General features: G+C 65.0%; 19 protein-coding genes. 6 read left to right on the top strand and 13 right to left on the bottom strand.

The annotated features are described in order from the left end of the window. The first annotated feature begins 183 nt into the window (after window positions 1–183). From HX830_RS13840 to HX830_RS13830, 3 genes are all read left to right on the top strand, one after another. On the top strand, window positions 184–1104 hold the full coding sequence (locus HX830_RS13840) for a hydrogen peroxide-inducible genes activator (RefSeq protein ID WP_103499764.1): 921 nt from the start codon (window positions 184–186) through the stop codon (window positions 1102–1104). A 5-nt stretch (window positions 1105–1109) separates the two neighbouring features. After that, on the top strand, window positions 1110–3185 hold the full coding sequence (gene recG / locus HX830_RS13835) for an ATP-dependent DNA helicase RecG (RefSeq protein ID WP_103499765.1): 2076 nt from the start codon (window positions 1110–1112) through the stop codon (window positions 3183–3185). A gap of 78 nt (window positions 3186–3263) precedes the next feature. Next, entirely contained in the window at window positions 3264–4664 is a 1401-nt protein-coding gene (locus HX830_RS13830) for an aminoacyl-tRNA deacylase and HDOD domain-containing protein (RefSeq protein WP_177100779.1), read from the top strand. Between the two features lie 331 nt (window positions 4665–4995). On the opposite strand, the gene HX830_RS13825 is transcribed toward HX830_RS13830, so the two are convergent. The 13 genes from HX830_RS13825 to tagH all read right to left on the bottom strand — a co-directional run bounded on the left by HX830_RS13825 (window position 4996) and on the right by tagH (window position 22936). Continuing rightward, complete coding sequence (locus tag HX830_RS13825; RefSeq protein ID WP_103495506.1) at window positions 4996–5373, bottom strand: SCP2 sterol-binding domain-containing protein; 378 nt, start codon at window positions 5371–5373, stop codon at window positions 4996–4998. Between the two features lie 140 nt (window positions 5374–5513). Continuing rightward, the gene (gene tagQ / locus HX830_RS13820; protein WP_103495507.1) at window positions 5514–6455 is read right to left on the bottom strand and encodes a type VI secretion system-associated lipoprotein TagQ; all 942 of its coding nucleotides are present in this window, start codon (window positions 6453–6455) and stop codon (window positions 5514–5516) included. An 85-nt stretch (window positions 6456–6540) separates the two neighbouring features. Further along, window positions 6541–8268, bottom strand: coding sequence for a formylglycine-generating enzyme family protein (locus HX830_RS13815; RefSeq protein ID WP_177100777.1), 1728 nt, complete (start codon window positions 8266–8268; stop codon window positions 6541–6543). Next, entirely contained in the window at window positions 8261–9466 is a 1206-nt protein-coding gene (locus HX830_RS13810; protein ID WP_152736661.1) for an FtsX-like permease family protein, read from the bottom strand. Before HX830_RS13810 ends, HX830_RS13815 begins: the two co-directional genes overlap by 8 nt. Continuing rightward, window positions 9463–10179: an ABC transporter ATP-binding protein gene (locus tag HX830_RS13805; protein ID WP_103495510.1), complete on the bottom strand. Its 717-nt coding sequence runs from the start codon at window positions 10177–10179 to the stop codon at window positions 9463–9465. Before HX830_RS13805 ends, HX830_RS13810 begins: the two co-directional genes overlap by 4 nt. Beyond that, window positions 10179–13241 (bottom strand): serine/threonine-protein kinase, encoded by a 3063-nt coding sequence (locus tag HX830_RS13800; RefSeq protein ID WP_177100768.1) that lies wholly within the window; start codon window positions 13239–13241, stop codon window positions 10179–10181. Before HX830_RS13800 ends, HX830_RS13805 begins: the two co-directional genes overlap by 1 nt. Window positions 13242–13255: 14 nt before the next feature. Continuing rightward, complete coding sequence (locus HX830_RS13795) at window positions 13256–13984, bottom strand: PP2C family protein-serine/threonine phosphatase (RefSeq protein ID WP_103495512.1); 729 nt, start codon at window positions 13982–13984, stop codon at window positions 13256–13258. Beyond that, window positions 13985–14638: a type VI secretion system-associated protein TagF gene (tagF, locus tag HX830_RS13790; protein WP_152736659.1), complete on the bottom strand. Its 654-nt coding sequence runs from the start codon at window positions 14636–14638 to the stop codon at window positions 13985–13987. It abuts the gene before it with no gap. Further along, on the bottom strand, window positions 14635–18138 hold the full coding sequence (tssM, locus tag HX830_RS13785; RefSeq protein WP_177100766.1) for a type VI secretion system membrane subunit TssM: 3504 nt from the start codon (window positions 18136–18138) through the stop codon (window positions 14635–14637). Before tssM ends, tagF begins: the two co-directional genes overlap by 4 nt. Further along, window positions 18135–19454, bottom strand: coding sequence for a DotU family type VI secretion system protein (locus HX830_RS13780; protein WP_103495515.1), 1320 nt, complete (start codon window positions 19452–19454; stop codon window positions 18135–18137). Before HX830_RS13780 ends, tssM begins: the two co-directional genes overlap by 4 nt. 6 nt (window positions 19455–19460) lie before the next feature. Further along, window positions 19461–20795 (bottom strand): type VI secretion system baseplate subunit TssK, encoded by a 1335-nt coding sequence (gene tssK, locus HX830_RS13775; protein WP_177100764.1) that lies wholly within the window; start codon window positions 20793–20795, stop codon window positions 19461–19463. A gap of 15 nt (window positions 20796–20810) precedes the next feature. After that, window positions 20811–21320, bottom strand: a complete 510-nt coding sequence (gene tssJ / locus HX830_RS13770; protein ID WP_177100762.1) for a type VI secretion system lipoprotein TssJ — start codon at window positions 21318–21320, stop codon at window positions 20811–20813. Window positions 21321–21538: 218 nt separating this feature from the next. Further along, a complete protein-coding gene (gene tagH / locus HX830_RS13765) occupies window positions 21539–22936 on the bottom strand; it encodes a type VI secretion system-associated FHA domain protein TagH (protein ID WP_177100760.1) in 1398 nt (465 codons plus the stop codon). 392 nt (window positions 22937–23328) lie between these two features. Here tagH and tssA point away from each other — a divergent pair, with 392 nt between their 5' ends. The 3 genes from tssA (at window position 23329) to tssC (ending at window position 26463) form a co-directional block, all read left to right on the top strand. Beyond that, the gene (tssA, locus tag HX830_RS13760; RefSeq protein ID WP_177100758.1) at window positions 23329–24357 is read left to right on the top strand and encodes a type VI secretion system protein TssA; all 1029 of its coding nucleotides are present in this window, start codon (window positions 23329–23331) and stop codon (window positions 24355–24357) included. An 81-nt stretch (window positions 24358–24438) separates the two neighbouring features. Then, a complete protein-coding gene (gene tssB, locus HX830_RS13755) occupies window positions 24439–24954 on the top strand; it encodes a type VI secretion system contractile sheath small subunit (protein WP_103495520.1) in 516 nt (171 codons plus the stop codon). Window positions 24955–24969: 15 nt separating this feature from the next. After that, window positions 24970–26463, top strand: a complete 1494-nt coding sequence (gene tssC / locus HX830_RS13750; RefSeq protein WP_177100756.1) for a type VI secretion system contractile sheath large subunit — start codon at window positions 24970–24972, stop codon at window positions 26461–26463. Window positions 26464–26549 lie beyond the last annotated feature (86 nt).

Raw genomic sequence — 26549 nt, 5'->3', positions numbered from 1 at the left:
CGCCAAAAGCTTCGCTCCCACAAAATCTCCGCTACGCCCGCACACAAGTTCACGTCCTACCGCCCGAACAAAAACCCACTAAAACCGCCCTGAACGACAATCGTCGTTCTTCCTGCGTCTGATAACGTGCGTCTATCGATTGCAGCCGTTATGCTTGGCCCGGCAACCTCATGGACGCTCGCTATGACTCTTACAGAACTACGCTATATCGTCACTCTCGCCCAGGAACAACACTTCGGCCACGCGGCCGAGCGTTGTCATGTCAGCCAGCCGACCCTGTCGGTCGGCGTGAAAAAGCTCGAGGACGAACTCGGTGTGCTGATTTTCGAGCGCAGCAAGAGCGCCGTGCGCCTGACCCCCGTCGGCGAAACCATCGTTGCCCAGGCGCAGAAGGTCCTCGAACAGGCCCAGGGCATCCGCGAGCTGGCCCAGGCCGGGAAGAACCAGTTGACCGCACCGCTGAAAGTCGGCGCGATCTACACCGTCGGTCCCTACCTGTTCCCGCACCTGATCCCACAACTGCACCGGGTCGCCCCGCAGATGCCGTTGTATATCGAAGAAAACTTCACCCACGTGCTGCGCGACAAGCTGCGCAACGGCGAACTGGACGCGGTGATCATCGCCCTGCCGTTCAATGAAGCCGATGTGCTGACCCTGCCGCTCTACGACGAACCGTTCTACGTCCTGATGCCGGCCTCGCACCCCTGGACCAAGAAGGAAACCATCGACAGCGCCCTGCTCAACGACAAGAGCCTGTTGCTGCTGGGCGAAGGCCACTGCTTCCGCGACCAGGTCCTCGAAGCCTGCCCGACCCTGGCCAAGGGCGGCGACGCGGCCCGGCACACCACGGTCGAGTCCAGCTCGCTGGAAACCATCCGCCATATGGTCGCTTCCGGCCTGGGCATTTCGGTTCTGCCGCTGTCGGCCGTGGACAGCCATCACTACGCTCCCGGCGTGATCGAAGTACGTCCGCTGACGCCGCCGGTGCCGTTCCGCACCGTGGCCATCGCCTGGCGCGCCAGCTTCCCGCGGCCCAAGGCGATTGAAATCCTCGCCGACTCGATCCGCCTGTGCTCGGTGGCCAAGCCTCCCGCAGCGAGCTGATCGACGTGGCTGAACTGTCGCAAGTGTCGGTCACGGCACTCAAGGGTGTCGGCGAGGCCATGGCCGAAAAGCTGGCCAAGGTCGGCCTGGAGAATCTCCAGGACGTGCTCTTCCACTTGCCCCTGCGCTACCAGGACCGCACCCGCGTGGTGCCCATCGGCGCCCTGCGTCCGGGCCAGGACGCGGTGATCGAAGGCGTGGTCAGCGGCGCCGATGTGGTCATGGGCAAGCGCCGCAGCCTGTTGGTGCGCCTCAACGACGGCACCGGTAGCCTGAGCCTGCGCTTCTACCATTTCAGCACCGCGCAAAAGGACGGCCTCAAGCGCGGCACCCATGTCCGCTGCTACGGCGAAGCCCGCCCCGGCGCCTCCGGCCTGGAAATCTACCACCCGGAATACCGCGCCATCAGCGGCGACGAACCGCCGCCGGTGGACACCACCCTGACGCCGATCTACCCGCTGACCGAAGGCCTGACCCAGCAACGCCTGCGCCAACTCTGCCAGCAAAGCCTGGCGATGCTCGGCCCGCGCAGCCTGCCGGACTGGCTGCCCCAGGAACTGGCCCGCGACTACCAGTTGGCACCGCTGGACGAAGCCATCCGCTATCTGCACCAACCACCCGCCGATGCCGATGTCGACGAACTCGCCCTCGGTCATCACTGGGCCCAGCACCGCCTGGCCTTCGAGGAACTGCTGACGCATCAGTTGTCCCAGCAACGCCTGCGCGAAAGCCTGAAGGCCCTGCGCGCACCGGCCCTGCCGAAAGCGCAACGGCTGCCCGGGCAGTTCCTCGCCAACCTCGGCTTCCCACCGACCGGCGCCCAGCAACGGGTCGGCAACGAAGTGGCCTATGACCTCAGCCAGCCGGAGCCGATGCTGCGGCTGATCCAGGGCGACGTCGGCGCCGGCAAGACCGTGGTCGCCGCCCTCGCTGCCTTGCAGGCCCTGGAAGCCGGCTACCAGGTGGCATTGATGGCACCGACCGAGATCCTGGCCGAACAACACTTCATCAACTTCCAGCGCTGGCTGGCACCGCTGGGCATCGAAACCGCCTGGCTGGCTGGCAAGCTCAAGGGCAAGGCCCGGGTCGCCGCCCTGGAGCAGATCGCCGGCGGCACGCCGATGGTGGTCGGCACCCACGCGCTGTTCCAGGACGAAGTGCAGTTCAAGAACCTGGCCCTGGTGATCATCGACGAACAGCACCGCTTCGGCGTCCAGCAACGCCTGGCCCTGCGCCAGAAAGGCGTCGGCGGACGGATGTGCCCGCACCAGTTGATCATGACCGCCACGCCGATCCCGCGGACCTTGGCCATGAGCGCCTATGCCGACCTCGACACCTCGATCCTCGACGAACTGCCGCCAGGCCGCACGCCGGTGAACACCGTGCTGGTGACCGACAGCCGGCGCTTCGAAGTGGTGGAACGGGTGCGTGCCGCCTGTGCCGAAGGCCGCCAGGCTTATTGGGTCTGCACACTGATCGAGGAATCCGAGGAACTCACCTGCCAGGCCGCCGAAACCACCTTCGAAGAGCTCACCGCAGCCCTCGGCGAACTGCGCGTCGGCTTGATCCACGGACGTATGAAACCGGCGGAAAAGGCGGCGGTGATGGCCGAATTCAAGGCCGGTGCCCTGCAACTGCTGGTGGCGACCACAGTGATCGAAGTCGGCGTCGACGTGCCCAATGCCAGCCTGATGATCATCGAGAACCCCGAGCGCCTGGGCCTGGCGCAACTGCACCAGCTGCGTGGCCGGGTCGGCCGGGGCAGCGCCGCCAGCCACTGCGTGCTGCTCTACCATCCGCCACTGTCACAGATCGGTCGCCAACGCCTGGGCATCATGCGCGAGACCAACGACGGCTTTATCATCGCCGAGAAGGATCTGGAGCTGCGCGGCCCCGGGGAAATGCTCGGCACCCGCCAGACCGGGCTCCTGCAATTCAAGGTCGCCGACCTGATGCGCGACGCCGATCTGCTGCCGGCGGTCCGCGATGCCGCGCAAGCCCTGATGGCACGCTGGCCGCAGCATGTCAGCCCGCTACTCGACCGCTGGCTGCGCCATGGACAGCAATACGGCCAAGTGTGATAGACCTCACAGTTTATAGACCATTAGGACGGCCAAGCTGGTTATACTGGGAAAATTGTAGGAACCCGGATACAGACCATGACAGAAGTTGCCCTCATCGATGCAACCCCGCACACCCCGTCTGTGGTCCGGCTGCTGCTCGACAAGCTCGCCATCCGCTATAGCGAAGTCCTGGACCACCCTGGTCTGCCGGCCGCGCGCAAGGTCCAGGCCGTGCTGCTCGACGATGCAGTCGGTGCACTGATGGTCCTGTTTCCCCAGGACCAACTGCTCGACCTCAACCGCCTGACCGAATTGACCGGCCGGCGCCTGACGGCGGTGCCCACCGAACGCATGGAACGCATGCTCGGCAAACACAACCTGCACCTGCTGCCGGGCTTGCCCGGACTGACCAGTTCGCCGTGCCTGTACGAAGAGCAACTGCTGCGTGTACCGAGCCTGCTGATCGACTCCGGTGAAGCCGGCCTGCTGCTGGAAATTTCCAGCGACGACTTCAAGGGTATGCTGAGCAAGGCCAGCGCCGCCAGTTTCGGCGAAGCCGTATCCAGTATCCGTCCCAACCTCGACCGCCCTCATGATGACCGCGAGGAAATCACCCAGGCCGTGCAAGCCTTCACCGCGCGGCGGATCCAGCAGCGCCTGGAAGCGACCATCGAGATTCCGCCCCTGGCGGAAACCGCACAAAAGATCATCAAGCTGCGGGTCGACCCCGACGCGACCATCGACGACATCACCGGCGTGGTCGAAACCGACCCGTCGCTGGCGGCCCAGGTCGTGAGTTGGGCGGCTTCGCCCTACTACGCCTCGCCGGGCAAGATCCGCTCGGTGGAAGATGCGATTGTCCGTGTGCTCGGTTTCGACCTGGTGATCAACCTGGCGCTGGGCCTGGCCCTGGGCAAGACCCTGAGCCTGCCCAAGGACCACCCGCAACACAGCACGCCTTACTGGCAGCAATCGATCTACACCGCCGCGGTGATCGAAGGCCTGACCCGCGCCATGCCCCGCGCCCAGCGCCCGGAAGCGGGCCTGACCTACCTGGCTGGCTTGCTGCACAACTTCGGCTACCTGCTGCTGGCCCACGTCTTCCCGCCGCATTTCTCGCTGATCTGCCGGCACCTGGAGGTCAACCCGCACCTGTGCCACAGCTATATCGAGCAGCATTTGCTGGGTATCAGCCGCGAGCAGATCGGTGCCTGGCTGATGCGCTACTGGGATATGCCGGAGGAGCTGTCCACCGCGCTGCGCTTCCAGCACGATCCGAGCTACGACGGCGACTATGCCGCCTATCCGAACCTGGTGTGCCTGGCCGTGCGCCTGTTGCGCAGTCGCAATATCGGCTCGGGCCCGGATGAAGAGATTCCGGATGCCTTGCTGGAACGCCTGGGGCTGTCCCGCGACAAGGCCGACGATGTGGTGAACAAGGTACTGGAAGCCGAAGTGCTGTTGCGCGAACTGGCTTCGCAGTTCAGCCAGGGCTGAAGCGGCGTCTGGAACACCGCTATCGCGAGCAAGCTTGCTCCTACAGGTTCAGCGTCGATCACAAATTGTGCGAACGACACGGAACTGTAGGAGCTTGGCTTGCCAGCGAAGAGGCCCTTGAGACCGCCAAAAGCTTCGCGGGCAAGCCCTGCTCCTACAGTCCGGCGTCGATCACAAATTGTGCGAACGACACGGAACTGTAGGAGCCTGGCTTGCCAGCGAAGAGGCCCTTGAGACCGCCAAAAGCTTCGCGGCGGTGCAGCGTCCCGACAAGCCCTACCCCTACAATTCGGCGCCGATTTCCAGCCATGTGGTGAAAATCAGAGCCGACTCAGGCCTTCTTCTTCCGCGGCTTGAGGTACTTCATCAAGCCCTGGAACCACATCACCAGCGCCGGATTGCCCTTGATCTGGATCGACTTGTCCTGAATCCCCGTCATGAACGCCAGTTGCTTGTTCTTCGCCTGCAGCGTGGCGAAGCCATAGGCGGCATCCTTGAAGGCAATCGCAAACGCAGGCTCCGGATAAGTCCCGGAGCGGCTGCTGATGCGCTGATCCTTGACGATAAAGTGGCGGGCGACCTTACCGTCCAGGGTCTGCAGCTGGAACACCAGGGCCTTGTCGGCCAGTTGCTGCTGGAAGGCGGGGTTTTTACGGCTGGCCCGGGCCATCAACAGACCCAGTGCCCAGAGAAGAAAGCGAAATTTCATGCACACAGCCTCGGCAGAAAAGATTAACGGCCGGCGCAGTGTAGCGCTTTACCTGAAGAACGCCACCGATCTCCCGTTTTACCCGGGAGATCGGCAGGCGTTTAACGCTTATACCGACAAATTGTCAGACGATCCGTAGCTTAGGCATTCGGGCAAGGTACCGGTGCCCAGTCGCCCAGGTCCGGGTTCTTGCACATGCTGTTGACCTGGGACTGACCGCTGGTGGCCACGTCCTGGCTGACGGCTTTCTTGGCGTTGGCGTCCTGGAGGGTCTTCTCGGTAGCCACTGCTTCCTTAGGCACGACCGGCAGCGCCGCCTTCTTCGCCACTTTCACCTTCTTGCCCTTGGTGGTGGTCGGCACGACCGGGTTGCTGTCGGCGGTCGCCACGGTGACCACGTCGGTACGCTGCACGCCGACCTGACGCAGATCCTGCTCATAGGCCTGGGTGTAGTTGTTCAGGTCTTCGGCCGAACGCCCGTTCACGGCGACGATCAGGTCATTGGACTCTTTCAGGCCCGAAACGATTTCCGCCAGGCGCTTGCGACCTTCGGCGTCGCCGACGGTCTTGGCCTTGCGTGCCGACACCAGGTTGGCGAACTCACGCTGGTAGCAGCTCTGCGACGCCTTGGCATAGGCCGTGTTGCGGTCCATGTCGGCGGCACTTTTGTTGATGTCCTGGGCATAGGAGCCGATGCGCTGGTTGTCATCGGTGATCTGCTTCTGCTTCTCGGTGTAGTAACCCGCCGCGCCACCCGCGAGGGCACCGCCGGCCGCGCCGATGGCGGCATTGCGGCCACGCTTGGCCGAGTCGTCGCCGGTCAGCGCGCCGAGAGCGGCACCGCCCAACGCACCGATCACCGCGCCGGTGGCGATCGACTTGGTCATGTCCGAGTCAGTCGCACGCAGGTGCTGCACCGGCTCGTAGCAGGTCGGGTAGAACTCGACCTTGGTCGTCGCGCCGACTTTCGAGGTCGGTGAAGTGGCGCAACCGCCCATCAGCACGGTGCTGAATCCGGCGGCAACCCACAGCGCGGCACGGCACTTGGAGGTCGAAACAAGGGGTTTGCTGGAGAAGATCATGTTTATTTCCCTTTTTTGGTTTTGACTTGCCCGGTACGGCACCCTGCCGTCCGAGTCCCCTCTACACTCGCCGGATACCGACCGCTCATGGCTGCTGGGCGGTCGATGCGAGTAACGCTTTCAAGATCGCCGCCGGATCGGCCCGCTGTTGCTTGCGGTAATCCCCGACATGACGAACGAACAAGGTGGCCCGTGCGACCAGGCTGTTGCCGAGCACGGGTTTGCGATTGAGTTCTTCCTTGACCCGCTGGAACTGCGCCTGGATCACCGCATCGGTATAGCGCGTGGCCGTTGCCAGGTTGTCGATATAGATCGCCACCGCGCCGTCCAGGGCGCTGGTGCCGTTCTCGATGGCCCCGGCGAACAGCTTGGCGGCGGCATCGTCCTTGGCATCGACGGCCTGCTGGCGGCTCTTCTTCAGGTTGGTCAGGCGAATGTTGTAGTTATTGACCGTCTCGGCCACCAGGGCCGCCGACTGGATCAGGTTGCCGGCCGCCTCTTCACGCTGGCGGGCGATCAACGAGACGTTGCGCTTGAGCTCTTCGTTGACCAGCCCCAGCTCGGCTTGCAGCTTCGGGTCGGTGCTGGCGGAAATGATCCCGTCCAGGCGCTTGGTCGGGTCCTGGGCGTCGTCGATGGCGTCGGTCAGGGACGCCAGGCGGCCTTCCTGCTGCCATTGGCTGAACAGCTCCTTGTAGCGCGAGCGCGGCGCCGAGAGCGCGCCGACGGCCACGCGGAAACCGGTGGTCTCGTTGCTCTGCTCGGTGCCGTCGGCGGCGAACAGCGGGTACTCGCGGCGCATGCCGGTAAACAACGTGCCCTCGCCTTCCAGGTAGTTACCGCCCTTGACCACAAAACCGCCGTAGGTGCCCTGGCGGCGTCCGGCATGCACCAGCTGGAAGGATTCCTGGACCATCTGCGCGGCGTTGCCGATCACGTCGAACATACCGATGGGATTGGGCAGCTTGGTGCCGATCGGCATCAGCCGCGCCGCCTGGCCGGTGCCGCCGGCCACCTGGTTGAACACCGCGTAGTCGGACAGCGGCCCGTCGCTGTCGCTCCCCGGCGCCCGCCGTGGAAACAGGCGGCCTTCCAGGTCCTGGCGACTGACCGCCTGGGCGCCACGGGCAGCGAACTCCCACTCGACTTCGGTGGGCAGGCGGACAAAGCCCAGGCCACCGTCGTCAGCCGACGAGCCACGGCCGCTGACCGGCAGCAGGTCGCGGTGATACTTCATCAACCAGGCGCTGTAGACCGCCGAGAAACGCTCGGCGTCAAAACGCGAGACCTTGACCTTGGGCAGGCGCCCGGCCACGCCACTCGGCGCATCACAGGCCGGCGCCGGCTCGCCGCTGGCCAGGGCTTGTGCCTGGGCCATCACCAGGGCGTACTGGCGCGCCGTGACCGGGTACTTGCCGATGAAATAGAACATCGGCTTGAGCGGCGAGTCGGCGTCGGTCTTCGGCAGGGTCGGGGCAATGGATTTCTGCCAGGCGCCGGGCAGGTCCTTGAGGGTGAACTGACCGTTGATAAAGTCGCGGCGATAGCCGGAAATAAACGACTGCTTGTAGCCCGGTTCATCCTCGCTGAAGGGATAGCCGAGGCTGATCTCACGGTCATCGAGGGTGCCGCGCGCCAATACATAGACCGCGCGAAACACCATCTCGCCCTCGCAGGGCAGCGGCAGGCTGATGTCATCGGCCAGGGGCTTGGGGTTGTCGAGTTTTTCGCTGTCCTCATCGGCCCGCGCCCAGGCCCCCAGGCACAGGGAAGCGATGAGAACCGCCAGGGCCGCGCCGCGCAACTTATACATCTCTGATTCCTTCCGAAGCTTCTATCCGCGCCACGCGCCAGCCCCCCAGGGCGGCAGCCAGAGCACAGACCGCCAACACGCTGAAAAGTGCCAGCAGGTAGTGCGGCAACAACAGGCGGCTGGCGTACTCGCCGGCCGCCTGTACGAACAAAAGGTTCAGGCCCCACTCCGCCACGCCGTAGAGCACGTCACTGAGCAGTACCGCAAACAGGCCGCTGTACAGCGCTTGCAGCACCACGAACAGCAGCAGTGCGCGGGTGCCGAGCCCGAGCAGACGCAACACCGACAGCTCGCGGCGCTTGCGCTCGACCGCCGCCAGGGCGCCGGCGAAGAGCGCCGCGAAGGCACCGGCCAGGGCCAATGCAGCGATGACCCAGAACACGATGCCGAGGTTGCGGCTCAGGGATTGCACCTGGGCAATGGTCTGGGCCTGGGTCGAGACCAGCAGGTTGCGCTCGGCGAAATAACGTCGCAGCGGCTCGACATCGGTCAGCCCGCGGGCATACAGGCGAAACCCCGGATAGACCCGTTGCGCGGCGGTGCCCGCCGGTTCCCCGGCCCAGCCAAGCACCGGCACGCCAAGGCCGTCGCGATAATCCTCGGCGGCCTCCAGCAGACCCAGCGGGGCGAACAACGCATCACGCTCGAAGGCCTCCAGCGGCAACACCGCCTGCACCTGAATCTGTGTGTGGCGGCTTTCCAGGCGACCGGCCACCTGCCGGCCGAAAGACACCTGCAACCAGTCGCCGGCCTTCACCCCGAGCTTCTCCGCCGCCGTCTGGCTGAGCAGCATCGCCGCCAGGCCGACCGGCGCGGGCAAGGCGCCGAGCAAGGGATCGCCCTCGGCGGTGGGCAGCATTTCCACATTGACCACCGGCCCCTGGCCGCTGGTCGAAAGATCGGCGGTCGCGGCGATCTGCCGGGTTCGCGGCAAGGCAAAGGCGACGTCTTCACGCTGCCCCAGCCCGGCGATAAACGCCGCACTGAAACGCCCGCCGCCGAGGGGAATGATCTCGCGCACCGTCGGGTCGCGCTCCAGGCGTTCGGTGAGGCTGCTGACCAGGCCGAACTTGAGGCCGAACAGCACCAGCAACGGCGCGATCACCGCCACCAGGGCCAGCACCGCACAGGCCGACAGCCGCCAGTCGGTGCGATAGTCCTGCCAGGCCAGGCCGGCGATCAGGGCGGCGCGGGTCATGGCGTCTGCTCCAGGATCGCCGTCACACCACCGTCGCCATCGCGCTGGCAGGCAATCCGCAATACCGGCACGCCGAGGTCGCGCACCAGGGCTTCGTCATGGGTCGCGATAACGCAACAGGCGCCCTGCTCCCGAGCCTGGTTCAGCAACAACTGCATGACCCGTCCGGCATTCAGCGGATCGAGGGCTGCCGTCGGCTCATCGGCCAACAGCAGCCGTGGACCATGGGCCAAGGCCCGGGCACAACTGACCCGCTGGCGCTGGCCTACTGAAAGCGCCTGGGGCTTCTTGTCCAGTTGATCGGCGATTTCCAGTTGCTCGGCGAGCCGCTGGACACTGCCGTCCTCCTTCATCCCCAGAAGCCGACGCGACAAGGCGATATTCCCGCGCACATCGAGAAACCCCAGCAGGCCGCCGGTCTGCAGCACATAACCGAGCTTTCGGCTGCGCAGGTCCGCCAGGCGATCGTGCTGGCCCTGACGCCAGAGCGCGGCAATATCCTGCGCACCCGCCGAATCGTCGAAGGCAAACAACCCCGCCCGGTCCGGCGCCAACACCAGCGCCAGCAGGTCGAGCAAGGTGCTCTTGCCGCAACCGCTGGGCCCGACCACCGCCCACTGCGCGCCGGGCGCCAGGCTCAGGCGCGGCACCTCCAGGCTGTAACGCTGGGCGCCTTCGCCCCGCGTCTTGCGCACTTCTCGCAGACTGATCATCACGGCAACGTCGACAACGGTACGCGGTACAGCGCATCACCCGGCTCGGCATCGCCGAACCGGACCCAATTGGCCACATCGTTGTGGAAGGTTTCGTAGAGGCGGATCTTCGAGTCCAGTTCGTCGATAAAGTCTTCCTGTTCGGCCACGCTCAGCGACAGCCACAGGTCCTGGGTCATGTTCAGCGACTTGCTGCGGTACGGCAGGCCTTCCAGGTACTCGCCGAGCAGGCCGCCGTCGGCCAGGTTGCCGCCCTTGCGCAGGGCCTGCGGATCGCGGCTCATGTAAGCACTGGCACTGGCGATTTCCTGGAAGAAATCCTTGGGCGAGGTCTGGGTCTTGCGCGCCGCGTCGACGATCAGTTTCAGCGACTGTTGCAGCTCGTTGAGTTGCAGTTTGGTCAGCATCACGCAGACCTGGAACGCCGGTAGCGCCGGATTGGTCAGGTCGCGGTCGGCGGTCCAGGCGCTGACCAGTTGCGGTGCCTGGCTGGCGGCCTTGTGGCCGAGAAAATCCATGTGCATGGCATAACCGATGGCCGCCGTCTTGTCCGCCAGGCTCGGCGAAGCGGCCAGCAGCGGTACGGCCTGGGTCTGGTTGCTGCGCACCTGGTGCACCAGGTTGGCGAACACCGAACCGATTTCGCCGACCCGCTCGCCCAGCTTGTGCACGTCGCCGCCCTGGACCGGGATATACAAATCGCCGATCTGCGGGTTGGCATCGGCGGTCAGGGTCCGGTACTGCTGCTCGGCGAACGCATGGTTCTTCTTCCCGGCATCGGTGCGCAGGTGCAAGGCGTAGATCTTGATCTGCTTGCCCAGCGCGGCCTGGCGGATCTCCGCTTCGTTCATTTTGGTGCTGCTGTAGGGATCGTTCTTGCGCAACGAGCCCGCATCGGTGACCAGCAGGATCAGCCGGCCGCCGTAGCCCGACCAGTCCATGCCATCGACCGCCTGCATGACCCCGGCAAAGGAGTCCTCGTTGAACGAGTGACTGGAGATCGTCGACGCTTTCACATCCCGCGCCAGCGCCAGGAAGCGCTCCGGGTCGCGGCCCTGGTCGAGGGTCACCAGGGTCTTGGTCAGGTACTGCAGGCCCGGGGTCTTCTGGATATTGTTGCGAAAGCCGATCAGGCCGAAGCTCACGCTGTCCAGCTCGCCACGCTGGGCAATCTGGCTTTGCAGCTCGTGGACCACGTCGCGGACCTGATCGATATAGGGTTGCATCGACTCCGTGGTGTCCACCACCAGCACGATGGCGGTGCGAAAGGTGTCGGCGGCGACTGCCGGGGCAGCGCCATTGCCGACGGCTTTCGGCGTGCTGCCGGGGTCGATGGAGGCGACATTGAGCAACTGCACCGGCTGGCCGTTTTCATCCAGGCTTTCGCGGGAATCGAAAATCGGCAGCAGGTAGAACTGGTTCTGCGGCACCGCGCTGGCGGCCGGCTCCAGGGCCAGCACGCGCTGGTCATCCTGGGGATTTTTCTGTGCATTGAGCAACAGGTTCTTCGCCGCCGAAGGATTGGCCAGCAGCTTGTCGATATCGGCGGCGTCACGCAGGAACATCACCGGCGCACGCCCGGAGCGCTCGGTAAATTTCAGCACCAGGCTCTGCTTCCAGTCGCTGACCGCATCCTGGGGCAACCAGCCTTCGCTGCGACCGTCAGTGGCGGCACCGACCCGCAGCCAGGCGCTGCCGTCGACAGTCTTGCGCTGGTAGACATAGAGCACCGAGAACGCCGGCAGCGGCTTGTCCGGCTTGGCCCCCGGCTCGCTGGCAAAACTCGCCCCGGGCTTGCTCAGGACCCGCTGGAACAGGGTCTTCTTGCCGGCCATCAACAAGGGGCGCTGGCCGCCGTCGAGATCCGCCGCCACGGCTTGGGTCACGCCAGGTGGCTGGGTCGGCGGCGGGTTGGAAGCCGGTGGCCGATTCAGCACCGACGGTGTTTTTGCCGGTGGCTGCGCCGCTGTGCTCGGCGTCGCGGGATGGCTGTCACGCCCCAACCACCAGTAACCGACGCCCGCCAAACCAAGGGCGGCGGCTACCGCCACGGCGACCAGCGTCAGCACCGGGCCACGCCGTTGTCCGGACTCGGCGGAACGGTCGAGCACCGGCGTAGCCGCGGGTCTTGGTGGCGGCGCAGGTGTCGGGGGCGCAGTGGGAATCTCGATCGACACCGGTGTCAGTCCACCCAGGTCGCTGGCGGGTGGCGCAGTCGGAGTCGGCGGCACAATCGCCAACGGCTGGACCAGAGTGGCATCAAGGTTTTCCGCCGGGAGGTTATCCAGCGCCCGCAGCAGGGCCGCCGCATCCGCGAAACGCGCCGCCGGGTCCTTGGCCAACAGCTGGCGCAGGACTTCCTGGTAGCGCCCATGCTGCAGCGGTAACTCCGGCAGCGGCTCGGTCAGGTGCGCCAGGGCCGTGGACAGTGCATCGGTGCCGATATAGGGCAACTTGCCGACCAGGATTTCATAGAGCACCACCCCCAGCGCATACAGGTCGGAACGCCCGTCGAGGTCCTGGCCCCGGGCCTGTTCCGGGCTCATATAGCTCGGCGTACCCACGGCAAACCCGGCCTGGGTGAACTGGGTGCGATCATCCAGCGACTTGGCGATGCCGAAGTCCGAGAGCACCGCGGTACCGTCGGCGCGAAAGAGGATGTTGGCCGGCTTCACATCGCGGTGCACCAGCCCCTGGGCATGGGCATACCCCAGGGCCGAGGCAATCTGGCGGACATATGCCAAACCCTGCTCAGGGCTCAGCCCCGCCGCGATCCGCTCCTTGAGCGTGCCGTTGGGCAGGTATTCCATGGCCATGTAATACAGCTCGCCGACATTGCCGATATCGTGGATGGTCACGGTGTTCGGATGCGACAGCCGCGCCAGGGTCCGGCCTTCGCGCAGGAAACGCTCGCAGAAGGTCGGGTCGGCGGCCAGGGCGGCCGCCATCACTTTCAGCGCCACCTTGCGCTCCAGCGACCGTTGGGTCGCCAGATAGACGGTTGCCATGGCGCCTTCGCCAATCTCCTCGCCTATATCGAATCCGGGAATCAGAATGTCCATGGTGTCGGGGGTCTTCAGGTGGCTTTGACGACAATCGCCGTGATGTTGTCGGGGGCGCCCCGGGTCAGGCCCAGGTGCACCAGGCTGCGGACCACGTCATAGGGGTCGGCATGGGCCAGCACGTCGCGGATCTCGGCGTCTTCGGCGGTCTTGTTCAAGCCGTCGCTGCACAGCAGGTAGGTGTCGCCGGGCAGTACCTGGAACGGCACCATCGACAACTCCACTTGCGCCTCCACGCCAATCGCCCGGGTGACGATGTTTGCTCGTGGGTGCACCCGCGCCTCGGCCTCGCTGAGCAGGCCGCTGTCCTGCAGGTCCTGGACATAGCTGTGATCGCGGGAAATGCTCTCCAACTGGCCGTCACGCAGGCGATACAGGCGACTGTCGCCGGCCCACAGGCACACGCCTTCGGCCCCACGTACCGCCAACAACACCACGGTGCTGCCCATCATCGCCACGCCACGGTGGGCGGTTTCCTCGCGCACGGCGGCATTGACCTCGGCCAGGCGCGAACGCAAGGCCGAGGTGTAGAGCCCCAGGGCGTCCGAGGGCGGGATGCGCCGCAGGGTGTCGACGATCAGGCTGCTGACGTAGTCCCCCGCCGCGTGCCCGCCCATGCCGTCGGCCACTACCCAGAGCCCGGCGCCGGGCAGCTCCAGGAAGGCGTCTTCGTTGATCTGGCGGACCATGCCGACATGACTGTAGCTGGCCGACTGGTAAGTGATTGCAGGTGTCTGTGCCATTTAGATCGACGCCCCCCTGCCCAAAAGGAAACTGCCGAAATCGGCGGTCGCCGGCAGGCCCGCGCAGCGCATCAGGCCGGCCTCGATCCGCTGCGAACCACGTCCCCACCAGAGGCTGCTGCCGACACAGGCCTGTTCGGCCAGGGCGCTGGCGCGGCTCGCTGCGTCGAGCGCGGCAAAGCGTTGCAGGCCGGCGAACTCGCTGCTCGGTGCCTTGTTGGCGAACGGTAGGCCACCCAGGTCCTGGACACCCTGGTCGAAAGCCTCGAAACCGGCGTCTTCCTCCAGTGTCGCCAGCAACAGGGCTTCGGCCCGTTCGAACCAGGCATCCGCGCCGCCGACCACCGCCGCCAGGGCGTGCTCGGAATCGAGGGCCACGGCCACGGTCAGTGGAAAATAGCGGCCGACCCGGTCGATGCTCGGCATCAACACCCCGGCCACCGCGTCCGGCCCGCAGACGCCCGGCGCCAGCACAAAACGCCAGAGCGGGCTGACCAGGTACACACCCAACCAGTCAGCACCGAGTTGCTGCTGGCTGGCGAGCAAGCCCGAGGCCAGCCAGGCATCCCAGGGCTGGATAAAGCTCTGCGGCAAACCGCGACTGACAAAATCGCCGCGACTGGCCAGCTTGCCGTAGAAACCCACCGTTGTCATAACCGCTCCGGCAGGCTGAAGCCATTGAGCACGCGGCTCTTGAAGGGATTGAAGGCACTGCTGGCGCGCAACTCGTAGGAGATGCTGGCGCCATCCACCCGCAAGCGCAGGTTGAAACGATCCGGCGCGTTGCCGGCCACCAGGTCCGATTGCTCCAGCAGGCGGAACCAGGCCCAGGGCCCGTCCAGGGTGATCCCGGAGCGCCCGCTGGCCGACGGCGGCGTGATCGACAGGCGCACCACGCCGACGCTGCCGGGGTTCGGCCATTGCATCGCCACCGGCCGGCTCGGGCCATGGTCATAACCGACCTGCTGGCCGTCGAGCTCAAGCTGGAACTGGGTGATGGACGCATCCATCGCCACTGGCTTGAGTTCGAAACGTACGGTCGGCTGGGTACCGCCCGAGCGGAAAAACGCATCGCGAATCGCTGCCGCGCGTTGAAAGGTCTGCAACACACCAGGGGCAATCCCGAGTTTCTGCGCTGCCCCCGGCTGCCACCGCCAAGGGGTTGCCGAGGTGTCGACATAGGGTTGCAGATACTTGCGGAAGTAGTTGTCCATCACCCCACCAACGCCGAAGAACAGGCCGAAGTCCTCCAGCGTCGCATCCCGGGCACTGCCGGGCGCCAGCGGATAACGGCCGCTGAGGGATTGTCGGTAGACGTTGACCACTTCGCTGGTCCAGGCCGCGTTCAGTTGATTGCGCACCCCGCCCATCATGCTGTTGGTGGTGGAAGTAACCACCGACTTGACCAGACCCTGGACCAGCGGTGGCTGGCGTTCGGCATTCAGGCTGACCCGCGTGGCGGCGGCCGAGGCCTGGTTCTTCGCCTCACCAAGCAGGGCATCGCCACTGGCACCGGACATGGCGCTGACCTGCACGTAGAGCGCATTCAGGTCCGCCAGCAAGGCATCGATGGCCGCCGGCTCGCCTTCACCCTTGTTGACCAGGGCATTGAGTTCGGCGAAGTGCGCACTCACCGGGTCTTGCGTCTCCACCGGCGCAGCATTGCCCGTCGCCTGTTCCTGACCGAGCAGGGAACCGAGGCGCTGCTTGAGTTGATCGACATTGCCCGCGACCGGCTTGCCTTGGGCCGCCAGCAGACGCTCGTCCTGTTGCAGATCCGTTTCCTTGGCCACCGCCACCAGCAGCTTTTTCAGCGGCGAGGTCGGACCGGAAATCACCCGCAGCACATCCGAGGCCTGGGCCACGCTGGTGATGGGCACGAAGTCGATATCGGCGAGCAAGGCATCCCACTGGCGCAGATAGTCCTGGAAATACAGGCGCCGCACATCCGCCGCGAGGCTGGCGACATTCTGCTGTTCGGCCGGGTCGCGGCCCAGCACCCATTGCTCTTCGGCAACGGTATTGGCCTGGTTCAGGCTGGTCAGCAGAAAGGCCTGGCGATAACCCTTGGCAGTGAAGAAGCCGCTCAGGGGATCGCCCAGGGGCTTGCCGCTCTTGCGACTGAACACCAGCGCCGCATCCCGCCCGGCGGCCTCGTTCAGACGGAAATCCGGCACGCCTTCCGGCAGCTTCTGGCGTTTGACCCGGTCATAGACCCGTTGCGCCACCGGCAGCTGCTGCAGTTGGCGGCGCAGGTCGTCGATCAGCCGTTCGTCCAGCCGGGCATTCGGTGGACGGCGTTCGAACAGGGCTTGCAGATGCTCACCGAGGGCGGCGCGCTGCTCCGGCGGCAAGTCTCGCGGCAAGCTGCGGTCCCAGTCGAGGGCGATCCAGGCCTTGATGAACTGCGGGTCGTAATGCTCGTTGTCGGCCAGCATCAGGTAGGCTTTCAGGCCTTCGTAGAGGAAGTCCGAATTGCCGCCGCCGTGCAGTTGTTCTTCGACCCGGGTCAGCAGGCGCGGTGCGAACACCGCGATCAGCAACTTGCGATAGACGCTGGCGGACTCGGCTTCGAGCATATCGCCCTGGTACAGGCCCAGGCCTTCGGCCCAGTTTGGCGCATCGCCGGCCAGGTGCTTGACCGCATTGAGCAACGGCAGCACCGCCAGCACGTCGCGTTGCGCCGGGCTGAGCTCCTGCACGCTCTGGCCCAGGGGCGCGACCTTCTGGTCGACCTGGGCGATATAGGCCTCGTTGGCGCGGAAACTCACCCACCACAGCGTACCGACCACCAGCACCACCGCAACCGTGGTCGCCAGCACCCCACGGGCCAACCATTTGCGCCGCTGTTCGACCTTGGGGTTGACCCCCACCAGCCCGCGCTCGGCGAAGGCCACGGCGGTGAACAGCTTCTCGATAAAGTAGCTGCGCCCGCTGCCGCTCTGGCGCGCCAACTGCTGGCGGTCGAGGTTCATGCTCTGGGCCATGGCGCCGATCAGGCGGTCGATGGGGCTGCCTTCCTGGGTGCCGCTGGTGAAATACACCCCGCGCAACAAGGCGCGATCTTCATAGGCATTGGGCTTGAACACGCCGTCGAGGAAATCCTGCAAGCAGGTCTTCAACGCACCGAACTGCTGGGGGAAACCGTAGATCAGGTCGCGCCGCGCCGGGTCGCGTTCCTGTTGCAGACGCTCCACCAGCCGCGCATTGAGGCGCTGCTCGAGCCCGGCAAACTCTTTTTGAAAACTCGCCAGCGGACCGGCGGCGTTCTTGCCGTCGTCCAGGTCGAAGGTCATGCCCCAGACCTGGGCCCGCTCTTCCTTGCTCAGGGCGTCGAAGAACTCCATGAACCCTGGCACCAGGTCGAGCTTGGTCAGCATCAGGTAGATCGGGAAACGTACACCGAGCTGGGTGTACAACTCCTGGATACGGGCGCGGATCGCCGTGGCATGGGCGGCGCGCTCGGCGTCGGTGCTGAGCAGCAGGTCCGAGAGGCTGATGGCGATAAAGGCGCCGTCGATGGGACGCCGCGGACGCTGGGTTTTCAGCAGATCGAGGAAACCCAGCCAGGCCGCCTTGTCCACCTGGGCATGGCTGTCCTGGGTGGTGTAGCGGCCGGCGGTGTCCAGCAGCACGGCTTCGTCGGTGAACCACCAATCGCAGTTGCGCGTACCGCCGACACCGCGAATCGCCCCGGCGCCGAACTGCGCGGCCAGGGGGAAATGCAGTCCGGAGTTGACCAGCGCGGTGGTCTTGCCCGAACCCGGCGGGCCGATGATCACGTACCACGGCAGCTCGTAGAGGTTGCGACGTTCATCACCGCCGAGCTTGGCTTTCTTGAGCAACGCCAGGGCCTCGGCCATGCGCTGGCGCAGGGTCGCCAGTTCTTCGGCGGTGGCGACGCTGGCGGGGTCCGGCGGGGTTTCCGCGGCCAGGCTCTGCATGACCTTGGCGGCCTGGCGCCGGGCCTGGATCAGACGGAACACGCGGTAAGCGATCCACACCGCGAAGATCAGGATGATCAGCGTCCAGCGCCGACCTTCCGGCACCAGCACTTCCAGCAGCGGACCGACAAACCAGATGATCAGGCTCAGGGCGATCAGCCCCAACAGCGGAATCACCCAGCGAACGACAAAACTGAAAAACGCCTTCACTCGACGCCCTCCGCCAAGACTGTGATTTCCACCCGACGATTCTTCGCCCGGCCCTCGGCCGTGGCGTTCGAAGCCAGCGGCTCGGTGTCGCTACGCCCTTCGGCGCTGAAGCGTGCAGGCGTGCCGGTTTTCGCCGCGAGGATCTGCAGCACCTGCTCGGCCCGGGCCTGGGACAATGCCCAGTTGGACGGGAAACGCAGGGTGGCGATGGGCCGGTTGTCGCTGTGCCCGGTGATCCGCACCTGGCCTTTCACGTTGCGAATGGCATCGGCGATGCGCAGCATCAGCGGCTGGTAGTCGTCGACAATGCTGGAACTGGCCGAAGCGAAGAGTTCGTCGCCGCGAATCGTCACCACCGAGCGGTCGACCTTGTCTTCCACGGCGACCTTGCCGGCCTTGATGTCATCGGCGAGGAAACCGGCCAGGCGTGGCCGTTCCACCACCTTGGGCTGGATCACCGGACGGTCGATGGTCTGCACCGGGATCTCGCCCAGGGCATGGATATTGCGAAACACCGGCTCGGCGTCGGCGGCCAGCTTCAGGCGCAGGCCGAACAGCAGGACCAGCAACAGCGCCAGGCCGACGGCGATACCGACCCAGGGCGGCATGAACTGGCTCAGGCGATCCCGCACCACCGTCAGGCCGCGCCAATGCGGCGACAGCTCGCGCTCATATTCGCCACGGGCACTGCGGATCGCCGCGCTGGTGCGCTCGCGCAGGGCATCGAGCTGGCTGCGACCGTCGATCATCACCCGGTAGCGGCCTTCGAATCCGAGGCAGATGCACAGGTACAACAGCTCCAGCAGATACAGGCGTTCGCGCGGACTTTGCAGGCAATGGTCGAGCAACTGGAAGACCTTCTCGCCACCCCAGGCTTCGTTGTGCACGGTGATCAGCAGACTCTGCTTGCCCCAGTCGCCGGCACTGCCCCAAGGCGTGCTCAGCACCGCTTCGTCGAGGGCGGTGCACAGCGCGTAACGCGCCAGCAGCACCTCGTTGCGGGCCATACCGGCACCTTCGGCACGCTCTTCGAACTGGCGCAGATAAGCCAGCAATTGCGCCCGCAGGCTGGCCGGCGCCGGATGGGCGATGGTGTTGCGCAGACGCGTCAACAGCGCCAGCAAAGGACCGGCAGCGCTCTCCAGCGGGTTCAGGCCTTGGGACTGGCCGATCGGCAGCGGCGCGGCCGGCACCGACAGCGGTGCCGCCGGTTCGGCGCGGGCAGGCTCCGGCGCCCGGCCACCGGGACGCGGCATAAACTGGGTACGGTCGTTGGCAGGCAAGGGCTGGCCCGACAGATCATCATTGGCATTCATCGCGGCTTATCCTCGGATTGCCCAGAAGGCCAGGTTCAAGCCGGGAAAATCACCGGCGACATGGAAGGCGAAGCCGCCGGAATTCACCAGTTGCTTCCAGTGCTCACTGCCGCGGTCGAGTTCGTAGTAGGTCGACCCGGCATGGAACGGAATCTGTCGTGGCGCCACCGGCAGCGGCAGCAGGCCGATGCCCGGCAGTTGCAGGTTGACCAGGTCGCGGATGTGCTCCACCGAACCGACCTTGCTCTGCTGGGCGAAGCGCCCGCGCAGGGTTTCGCTGGGGATATCGGCGCGCACCACGAGGATGAAGCTGGCGTTGTCGATCAGGCCGCGGTCCGCCAGCATCGCGACGTGGATGCCATAGGCTTTCTCGACAATCGGAATCGGCGTCGCCTTGCTGTCGATCAACATCGACAGGGCTTCGCGCAGGGCCTGCATGACCGGCGCGAAGCTCAACGCCAGATCATCGTGTTGATACGCCGGGAACGTGGCCGGGCGCCGACCGCTGCTGGAGAAGGTGGCAAACTCGCCGGCCAGGCTGACCAGCTCGCTGTACAGGCGCTCCGGGTGCAGGGGACTGATCTGGCTCAGGTGGCTGATCAGCGGCTGGGCGCGGTTGACCAGTTGCAGCAGCATGAAATCGGCAATCTCCGAGGCACCGCCGGCGCCCGAGGCCACCACGCGCCCGGCCAGGGCTTCGCCACGCTGGTGCAGCAGGCCCAGCAGTTCGCTGCGAAACGCCGTCAGCGGCTTGCTCGCGGTCACATCAAGTACCGGCGGCACATAGCTGTCGTCGAGGACCAGGGCGCGGTCGGCGCGCTTTTCCTTGACCCGCACCAGACCGATGGCGGCGTAATCGCCCAGGCCATCTTCGGCGGTCAACAGACGCAAGGCCCGCGAACCCAAGGCCACCGGCGCGCGGTTCTCGAACGGCGCGTTATCGTCACGGACTTCGCGGACCTGGCTCAGGTAACGCGCACCACCCAGCGCCTCGCCTTCGTCGACGGTGTCCCGCGAGCCGGCGCGCTTGAGCGGCAAGGCCAGGTAGACCAGGCCGTCGCGCAGGCTTTCATCGATGGTCAGCGGGCTCGGTGCCAGGTCATCGTGAGGGATATTGAACGGCGTGCCATCCGGCAGCAGGCCCCGGGCCGAGACGATGGCCAGCTTGCCCTGGGCCAGCAAACCCTGGTCGATCAGCAGCTCGGAAAAACCCCAGGCACCGACGGCCAAGGGTCGGCTGCGCGCGTCGATCAGGTTCTCCAGATAGCGGTCATGCTGCTGGAAGTGCTGCGTTCCGATGAACATGCCTTCCGACCAGACCACTCGATTGTTCCAGGACATGGCTTCTCCGTTTGCCTAGGGGGCGGTGCGGGTTGGGGTCACGACAATGGCGCTGCGTACGGCGCGCACATCGAGGCTGATCTGATAGTCGTTGAGCTGCTTGGGCGCGATGGTCAGCAGCGTGCGCCAGAGCGCCTGGTCGACTTCGCGATAGCCCACCACCAGGCCGACCTGGCGGGTCGCGGGGTTGAGGGCTCGTTCGATATCCAGTTGCTCGCCGGGCTGGACCAGGACTTCATCCTGGTCGATCAGGTCGGCGCCGAGGGTCGCCTGGGCGCGGTCGGCCAGGGCGAAGTAGTCGGCGCGGTTGAAGTTGGCACTGTTCTTCAACTCGAAAATCCGCACGCGCACGGGTGCGGGCACGCCGTCGGCGCCGGGGTTGAGCCCGCCAATGGCGTGGAAATGCAGGGAAGCGGTAGCGCTGTCGGCCACGGGGGCGTCAGCAGGCGCTGGGGCAGCCGCGTCCTTGGCACATGCGCCGAGCAGCAGCGTAAGGGCTGCGGCCAGTAAAACTCGGTGAATCATCCTGCGTCCTCAATGACGTTATGAACTTTCCGTTAAATCCTGTTTTGCAGACAACCTTCTAGAGCTGGGGTGCCTGTACTGGCCTCTTCGCGGGCAAGCCCTGCTCCTACAGTTCGCCGCCGAACACAAAATCTGTGTACGACACAACACTGTAGGAGCAGGGCTTGCCCGCGAAGAGGCCCTCAAGATCGCCACCCACCGCTCAGACAACCCCGCAACTACAAACGCTTGCGCAACCGCGCACTGTGCTCCTCGTAAGCCCGACTGAACTCCCGCCCAAACAGGTCCTGGAAATCCTCTTCGGCCTCACGGGAAATATTCGTGTACAGCTCGGTGAACTGCTGCCAGTACTGGGCCTGGCGCGAACCGCTGAACAGGTTCGACAACCCACCGGGCTTGCCCATGCGGGTCTCCAGCGCCGACGGTTCAAAACGCTTGAGCAGGTGCTTGATCGCCGCCTCGACACCCGCCATCACCGCCATCTGGTGCGCCCGCAGGTCATCGAAACTGTCGCTGACCGCCTGGTCCGGCGCCATAAACGCCTGGTTGCCATGACGCAGCAGCAGGAGCAGCGCTTCATCGGCATTCGGGGCGAATTTCAGCGGGTTGTTTTCCACCGGGCGGATCAGCGTCTGCTGCATGCGGAACTCGCCCTTGAGACTGCTGCGGGCCCGCAGCACATCGATCAGGCCCTCGACCATCAGCCGGTAGCTGCGGCCGATGGCTTCCATCTGCGCCTCCACCTGGGCGGTGTCGATACGCAACTGGTCGAGGCCGGCGCCACGCAGGAAGGCTTGCAGCAAATCGGCTTGGGGCGCACCGCTCGACACCGCCACGGGTGCCGGCTGGCTGACCGGGGCCACTGTCGGCGTGGGCATGGGAATCGGTGTCGGCTCGGCGACAGCCTCGGCAATCGCCACAGGAACAGGCGCCGCAATCGGCGCGCTGGCCGGCGCCTTGGGCGTGTCGCCAAACAAGTCCCAGTCTTCGGGAATCACCCCGGCGCCCGGCGCTTTCGGCAGCACCACGGGTGCCGGGCTGATCACCGGCGTGGGCGGTCGAAAGTCATGCTGCTGCGCCGGCACATGGTCCGACTGGGTCGCCGGAGGCACGCTCGCCGGCGCCAGGAAATCAAACAGGTCCGGCAGCGTATCCATCGCCGAACCGCCCTGGAAATGCGCGGCCGGGGTGCTCACCGGCGAGGCGGCCGGAACAGCGGCCGCGCGCCCCATCAGCGCTTCGAAACTGTTGGACGAATCGCCCCCCGACAGGCTGTCCCGGGCCAGCTGCAGGTTGAAATCGATACGCGCACGGATCTCGTATTCACCGATGCGGATGATCTCGCCGTCCTGCAACGGTTCGCTGTTACCTCGACGCAAACGAATACCGGCCTGAACTAACTCCACGCCATTGGTACTGGTGTCCGTCAGATAGTAACGACCATCCTTGTATTGAATAACGCAATGTTTCGAGGAAACCAGCCGCTCCGGATCGGGAAGAACCCAGTCATTCTCGGAACTACGGCCAATTGCCATCACCCCGGTGTCCATGGATTTCTCCGGACATTGACCAGGGGTGATCTTGTGATAACTAGTGATAGTCAAACACAGCGACATTGCGCCTCCTTGCAGTACATCCACGCGCGAGCCACCCGGCACAAACACCTTGCGCCGAGCCCCGCCATGGCCACGAAAATCCGCTAAAAAACCTATCTTTTTCAGCCAGTTCGCCGAATCTAGCGAATTCTACCTACAAAATTATTAAAAACGCACACGCTCTGACTCAGCAGTCGACAGCCTTGACGAGTGTGTCACAACGGTAACAAAGGGCCGATAGCTTACCTTGACAAGCTATAACTACTACACCAAAAATGCACAACTTCTTGTTTACAAGTGATAGCTCAATGATATCACCCTGTATATACCCACGAGAAATATGAGAGTTTTCTGAAGGAACTTTCGGAACAAATGCCTGACTATCCAGCAGGCCGATAAGGAGATCGAATTTGGTGGATGTGCCGTTGTTGCTCGCCGCTGTTTCAGCGAACTCGCCTTGTGGCGAGGATCTGGAATATGACGCGCAATTCTTGCAATTGGAGCGTGATGCCCAAGGTAAACCCGAGCGCATCATGGGCGACTCGGTGCAAGCGGCCGAACCGCCGGCGTGGCGCGCCATCGAGCAGTCGAGCACGGCGCTCCTGCAACGCAGCAAAGACCTGCGCATCAGCCATTTTCTCGTGCAAAGCGCCCTGGCCCTCGACGGTTTTCCGGGACTCGCCAATGCCCTGGCCCTGGTCAGCCAGATGCTCCAGCATTACTGGGCCGAACTCTATCCGCTGCTCGATGCCGATGACGACAACGACCCCACGGTGCGGATCAACGCGCTCTCGGGGCTGGCCTGCGAAACCAATATCCGCCTGTTGCGCGAAAGCGTGCTGACCCGCTCCCGGGCCTTCGGCACCGTGACCCTGCGCGCGGCGCTGAATGCCAGCGGCCTGCAAGGTTTCTCCGACGAAAGCCTGAACGCCGACGAACTGTCCGGCGCCCTGCGCGACAGCGACCCCGAGCAGCTTGCCGCCGTACGCACCGCGCTCAACGAAGCCCGTGGCGCCGTCGACGCCATCGAGCGTTTCGTCAGCGACCAGGTCGGTTCGGCCGAAGGCGTGGATCTCAGCGCCCTGCGCCAGCCGCTCAAGCTGGCCTTGCAGATCCTCGCCGAATACGCGCCCGGCACTGACACCGGCGAATCGACCGCGAACGCATCCGAGCCGGCCCCCGCCGTGCATGGCGAAGACAGCGCCGCCCCGATCGCCCCGCGCGGCGCGCCACCGGGCGAGATCGGCAACCGCGACGATGTCCTGCGCAGCCTCGAGCGTCTGCTGAACTACTACGCCCGCCACGAGCCCTCCAGCCCGCTGCCGGTGCTGTTGAACCGGGCGAAAAACCTAGTGCACGCCGACTTCGCGACCATCGTGCGCAACCTGATTCCCGACGGCCTGTCCCAATTTGAAAACCTGCGGGGCCCCGAGGGCGACTAAGCCCGCCGAGACCGCGCCGCTTAGTTAACGGCAACCACCGATAACGCCAACACCGTCGCTTGAGCGACCAGGAGCAACAACGTGGCGAACACCAGCTCTCAGAAATTCATTGCGCGCAACCGCGCGCCACGGGTCCAGATCGAGTACGACGTAGAACTCTACGGCGCCGAGAAAAAGGTCCAGTTGCCCTTCGTCATGGGCGTGATGGCCGACCTCGCCGGCAAGCCCGCCGAACCGCTGCCAGCGGTGGCCGACCGCAAGTTCCTGGAAATCGACGTCGACAATTTCGACTCGCGCCTCAAGGCCATGCAGCCACGGGTGGCGTTCCACGTGCCGAACGAATTGACCGGCGAAGGCAACCTGAGCCTGGACATCACCTTCGAAAGCCTGGAGGACTTCAGCCCGGCCAACGTCGCGCGCAAGGTCGACGCCCTGAACAAGCTGCTCGAAGCCCGCACTCAACTGGCCAACCTGCTGACCTACATGGACGGCAAGACCGGCGCCGAAGAAATCATCATGAAGGCCATCAAGGATCCGGCGTTGCTCCAGGCCCTGGCGAGTGCGCCAAAGCCCCAGGACTCCGAGCCCAGCGCTTAATCAGGACGAACGATCATGACCCAGTTGCAGCAAGACAACCAGGCGTTGCCCGGCACCAGCACCGAGCCCAGCGAATTCGCCAACCTGCTGATGCAGGAATTCAAACCCAAGACCGAGCGCGCCCGCGAAGCCGTCGAGGGCGCCGTGCGCACCCTGGCCGAACAGGCCCTGGCGCAGACCGACCTGGCGTCCAACGACGCCATCAAGTCCATCGAATCGATCATCGCCGCCATTGACGCCAAGCTCACCGCGCAGGTCAACCAGGTGATCCATCACCCTGAGTTCCAGCAGCTGGAAAGCGCCTGGCGCGGCCTGCACTACCTGGTCAACAACACCGAAAGCGACGAACAGCTGAAGATCCGCGTGCTGAACATCGCCAAGCCGGAGCTGCACAAGACCCTGAAGAAATTCAAGGGCACGGCCTGGGACCAGAGCCCGATCTTCAAGAAAATGTACGAAGAGGAATACGGCCAGTTCGGCGGCGAGCCTTACGGCTGCCTGGTGGGCGACTACTACTTCGACCAGTCGCCACCGGATGTCGAGCTGCTCGGCGAGCTGTCCAAGGTCTGCGCGGCGATGCACGCGCCGTTCATTGCCGCCGCTTCGCCGACCGTGATGGGCATGGGCTCGTGGCAGGAACTGTCGAACCCCCGCGACCTGACCAAGATCTTCACCACCCCGGAATATGCCGGCTGGCGTTCGCTGCGTGAATCGGAAGACTCGCGCTACATCGGCCTGACCATGCCGCGCTTCCTGGCACGCCTGCCCTATGGCGCCAAGACCGATCCGGTGGAAGCCTTCGCCTTCGAAGAAGACACCGACGGCGCCGACAGCGCCAAGTACACCTGGGCCAACGCGGCCTACGCCATGGCGGCGAACATCAACCGTTCGTTCAAGCACTACGGCTGGTGCTCGCGGATTCGCGGCGTCGAATCCGGCGGCGAAGTGCAGAACCTGCCGGCCCACACCTTCCCCACCGATGACGGTGGCGTGGACATGAAGTGCCCGACCGAAATCGCGATTTCCGACCGTCGCGAAGCCGAGTTGGCGAAAAACGGCTTCATGCCGCTGCTGCACAAGAAGAACACCGACTTCGCCGCGTTCATCGGCGCCCAGTCGCTGCAGAAACCGGCCGAATACGACGACCCGGACGCCACCGCCAACGCCAACCTGGCCGCGCGCCTGCCGTACCTGTTCGCCACCTGCCGCTTTGCCCATTACCTCAAGTGCATCGTGCGCGACAAGATCGGCTCGTTCAAAGAGAAGGACGAGATGCAGCGCTGGTTGCAGGACTGGATCCTCAACTACGTGGACGGCGATCCGGCCCACTCCACCGAAACCACCAAGGCCCAGCACCCACTGGCCGCGGCGGAAGTGGTGGTCGAGGACGTCGAGGGCAACCCGGGTTACTACACCTCCAAGTTCTTCCTGCGCCCGCACTACCAGCTCGAAGGCCTGACCGTTTCGTTGCGCCTGGTCTCGAAACTGCCGTCGGCAAAAGGGGCGTAAGCCCAAACCCGCAACCACAGCGCACCCGCCCCCACGCGGCGGGTCCTGGCTAATCACATCGTGGTGAAGACCACACTGGAGAAAAC

Source organism: Pseudomonas gingeri, assembly GCF_013385425.1.
Lineage (GTDB): Bacteria > Pseudomonadota > Gammaproteobacteria > Pseudomonadales > Pseudomonadaceae > Aquipseudomonas > Aquipseudomonas gingeri_D.
This window is presented reverse-complemented; position numbering and strand designations above follow the sequence as displayed.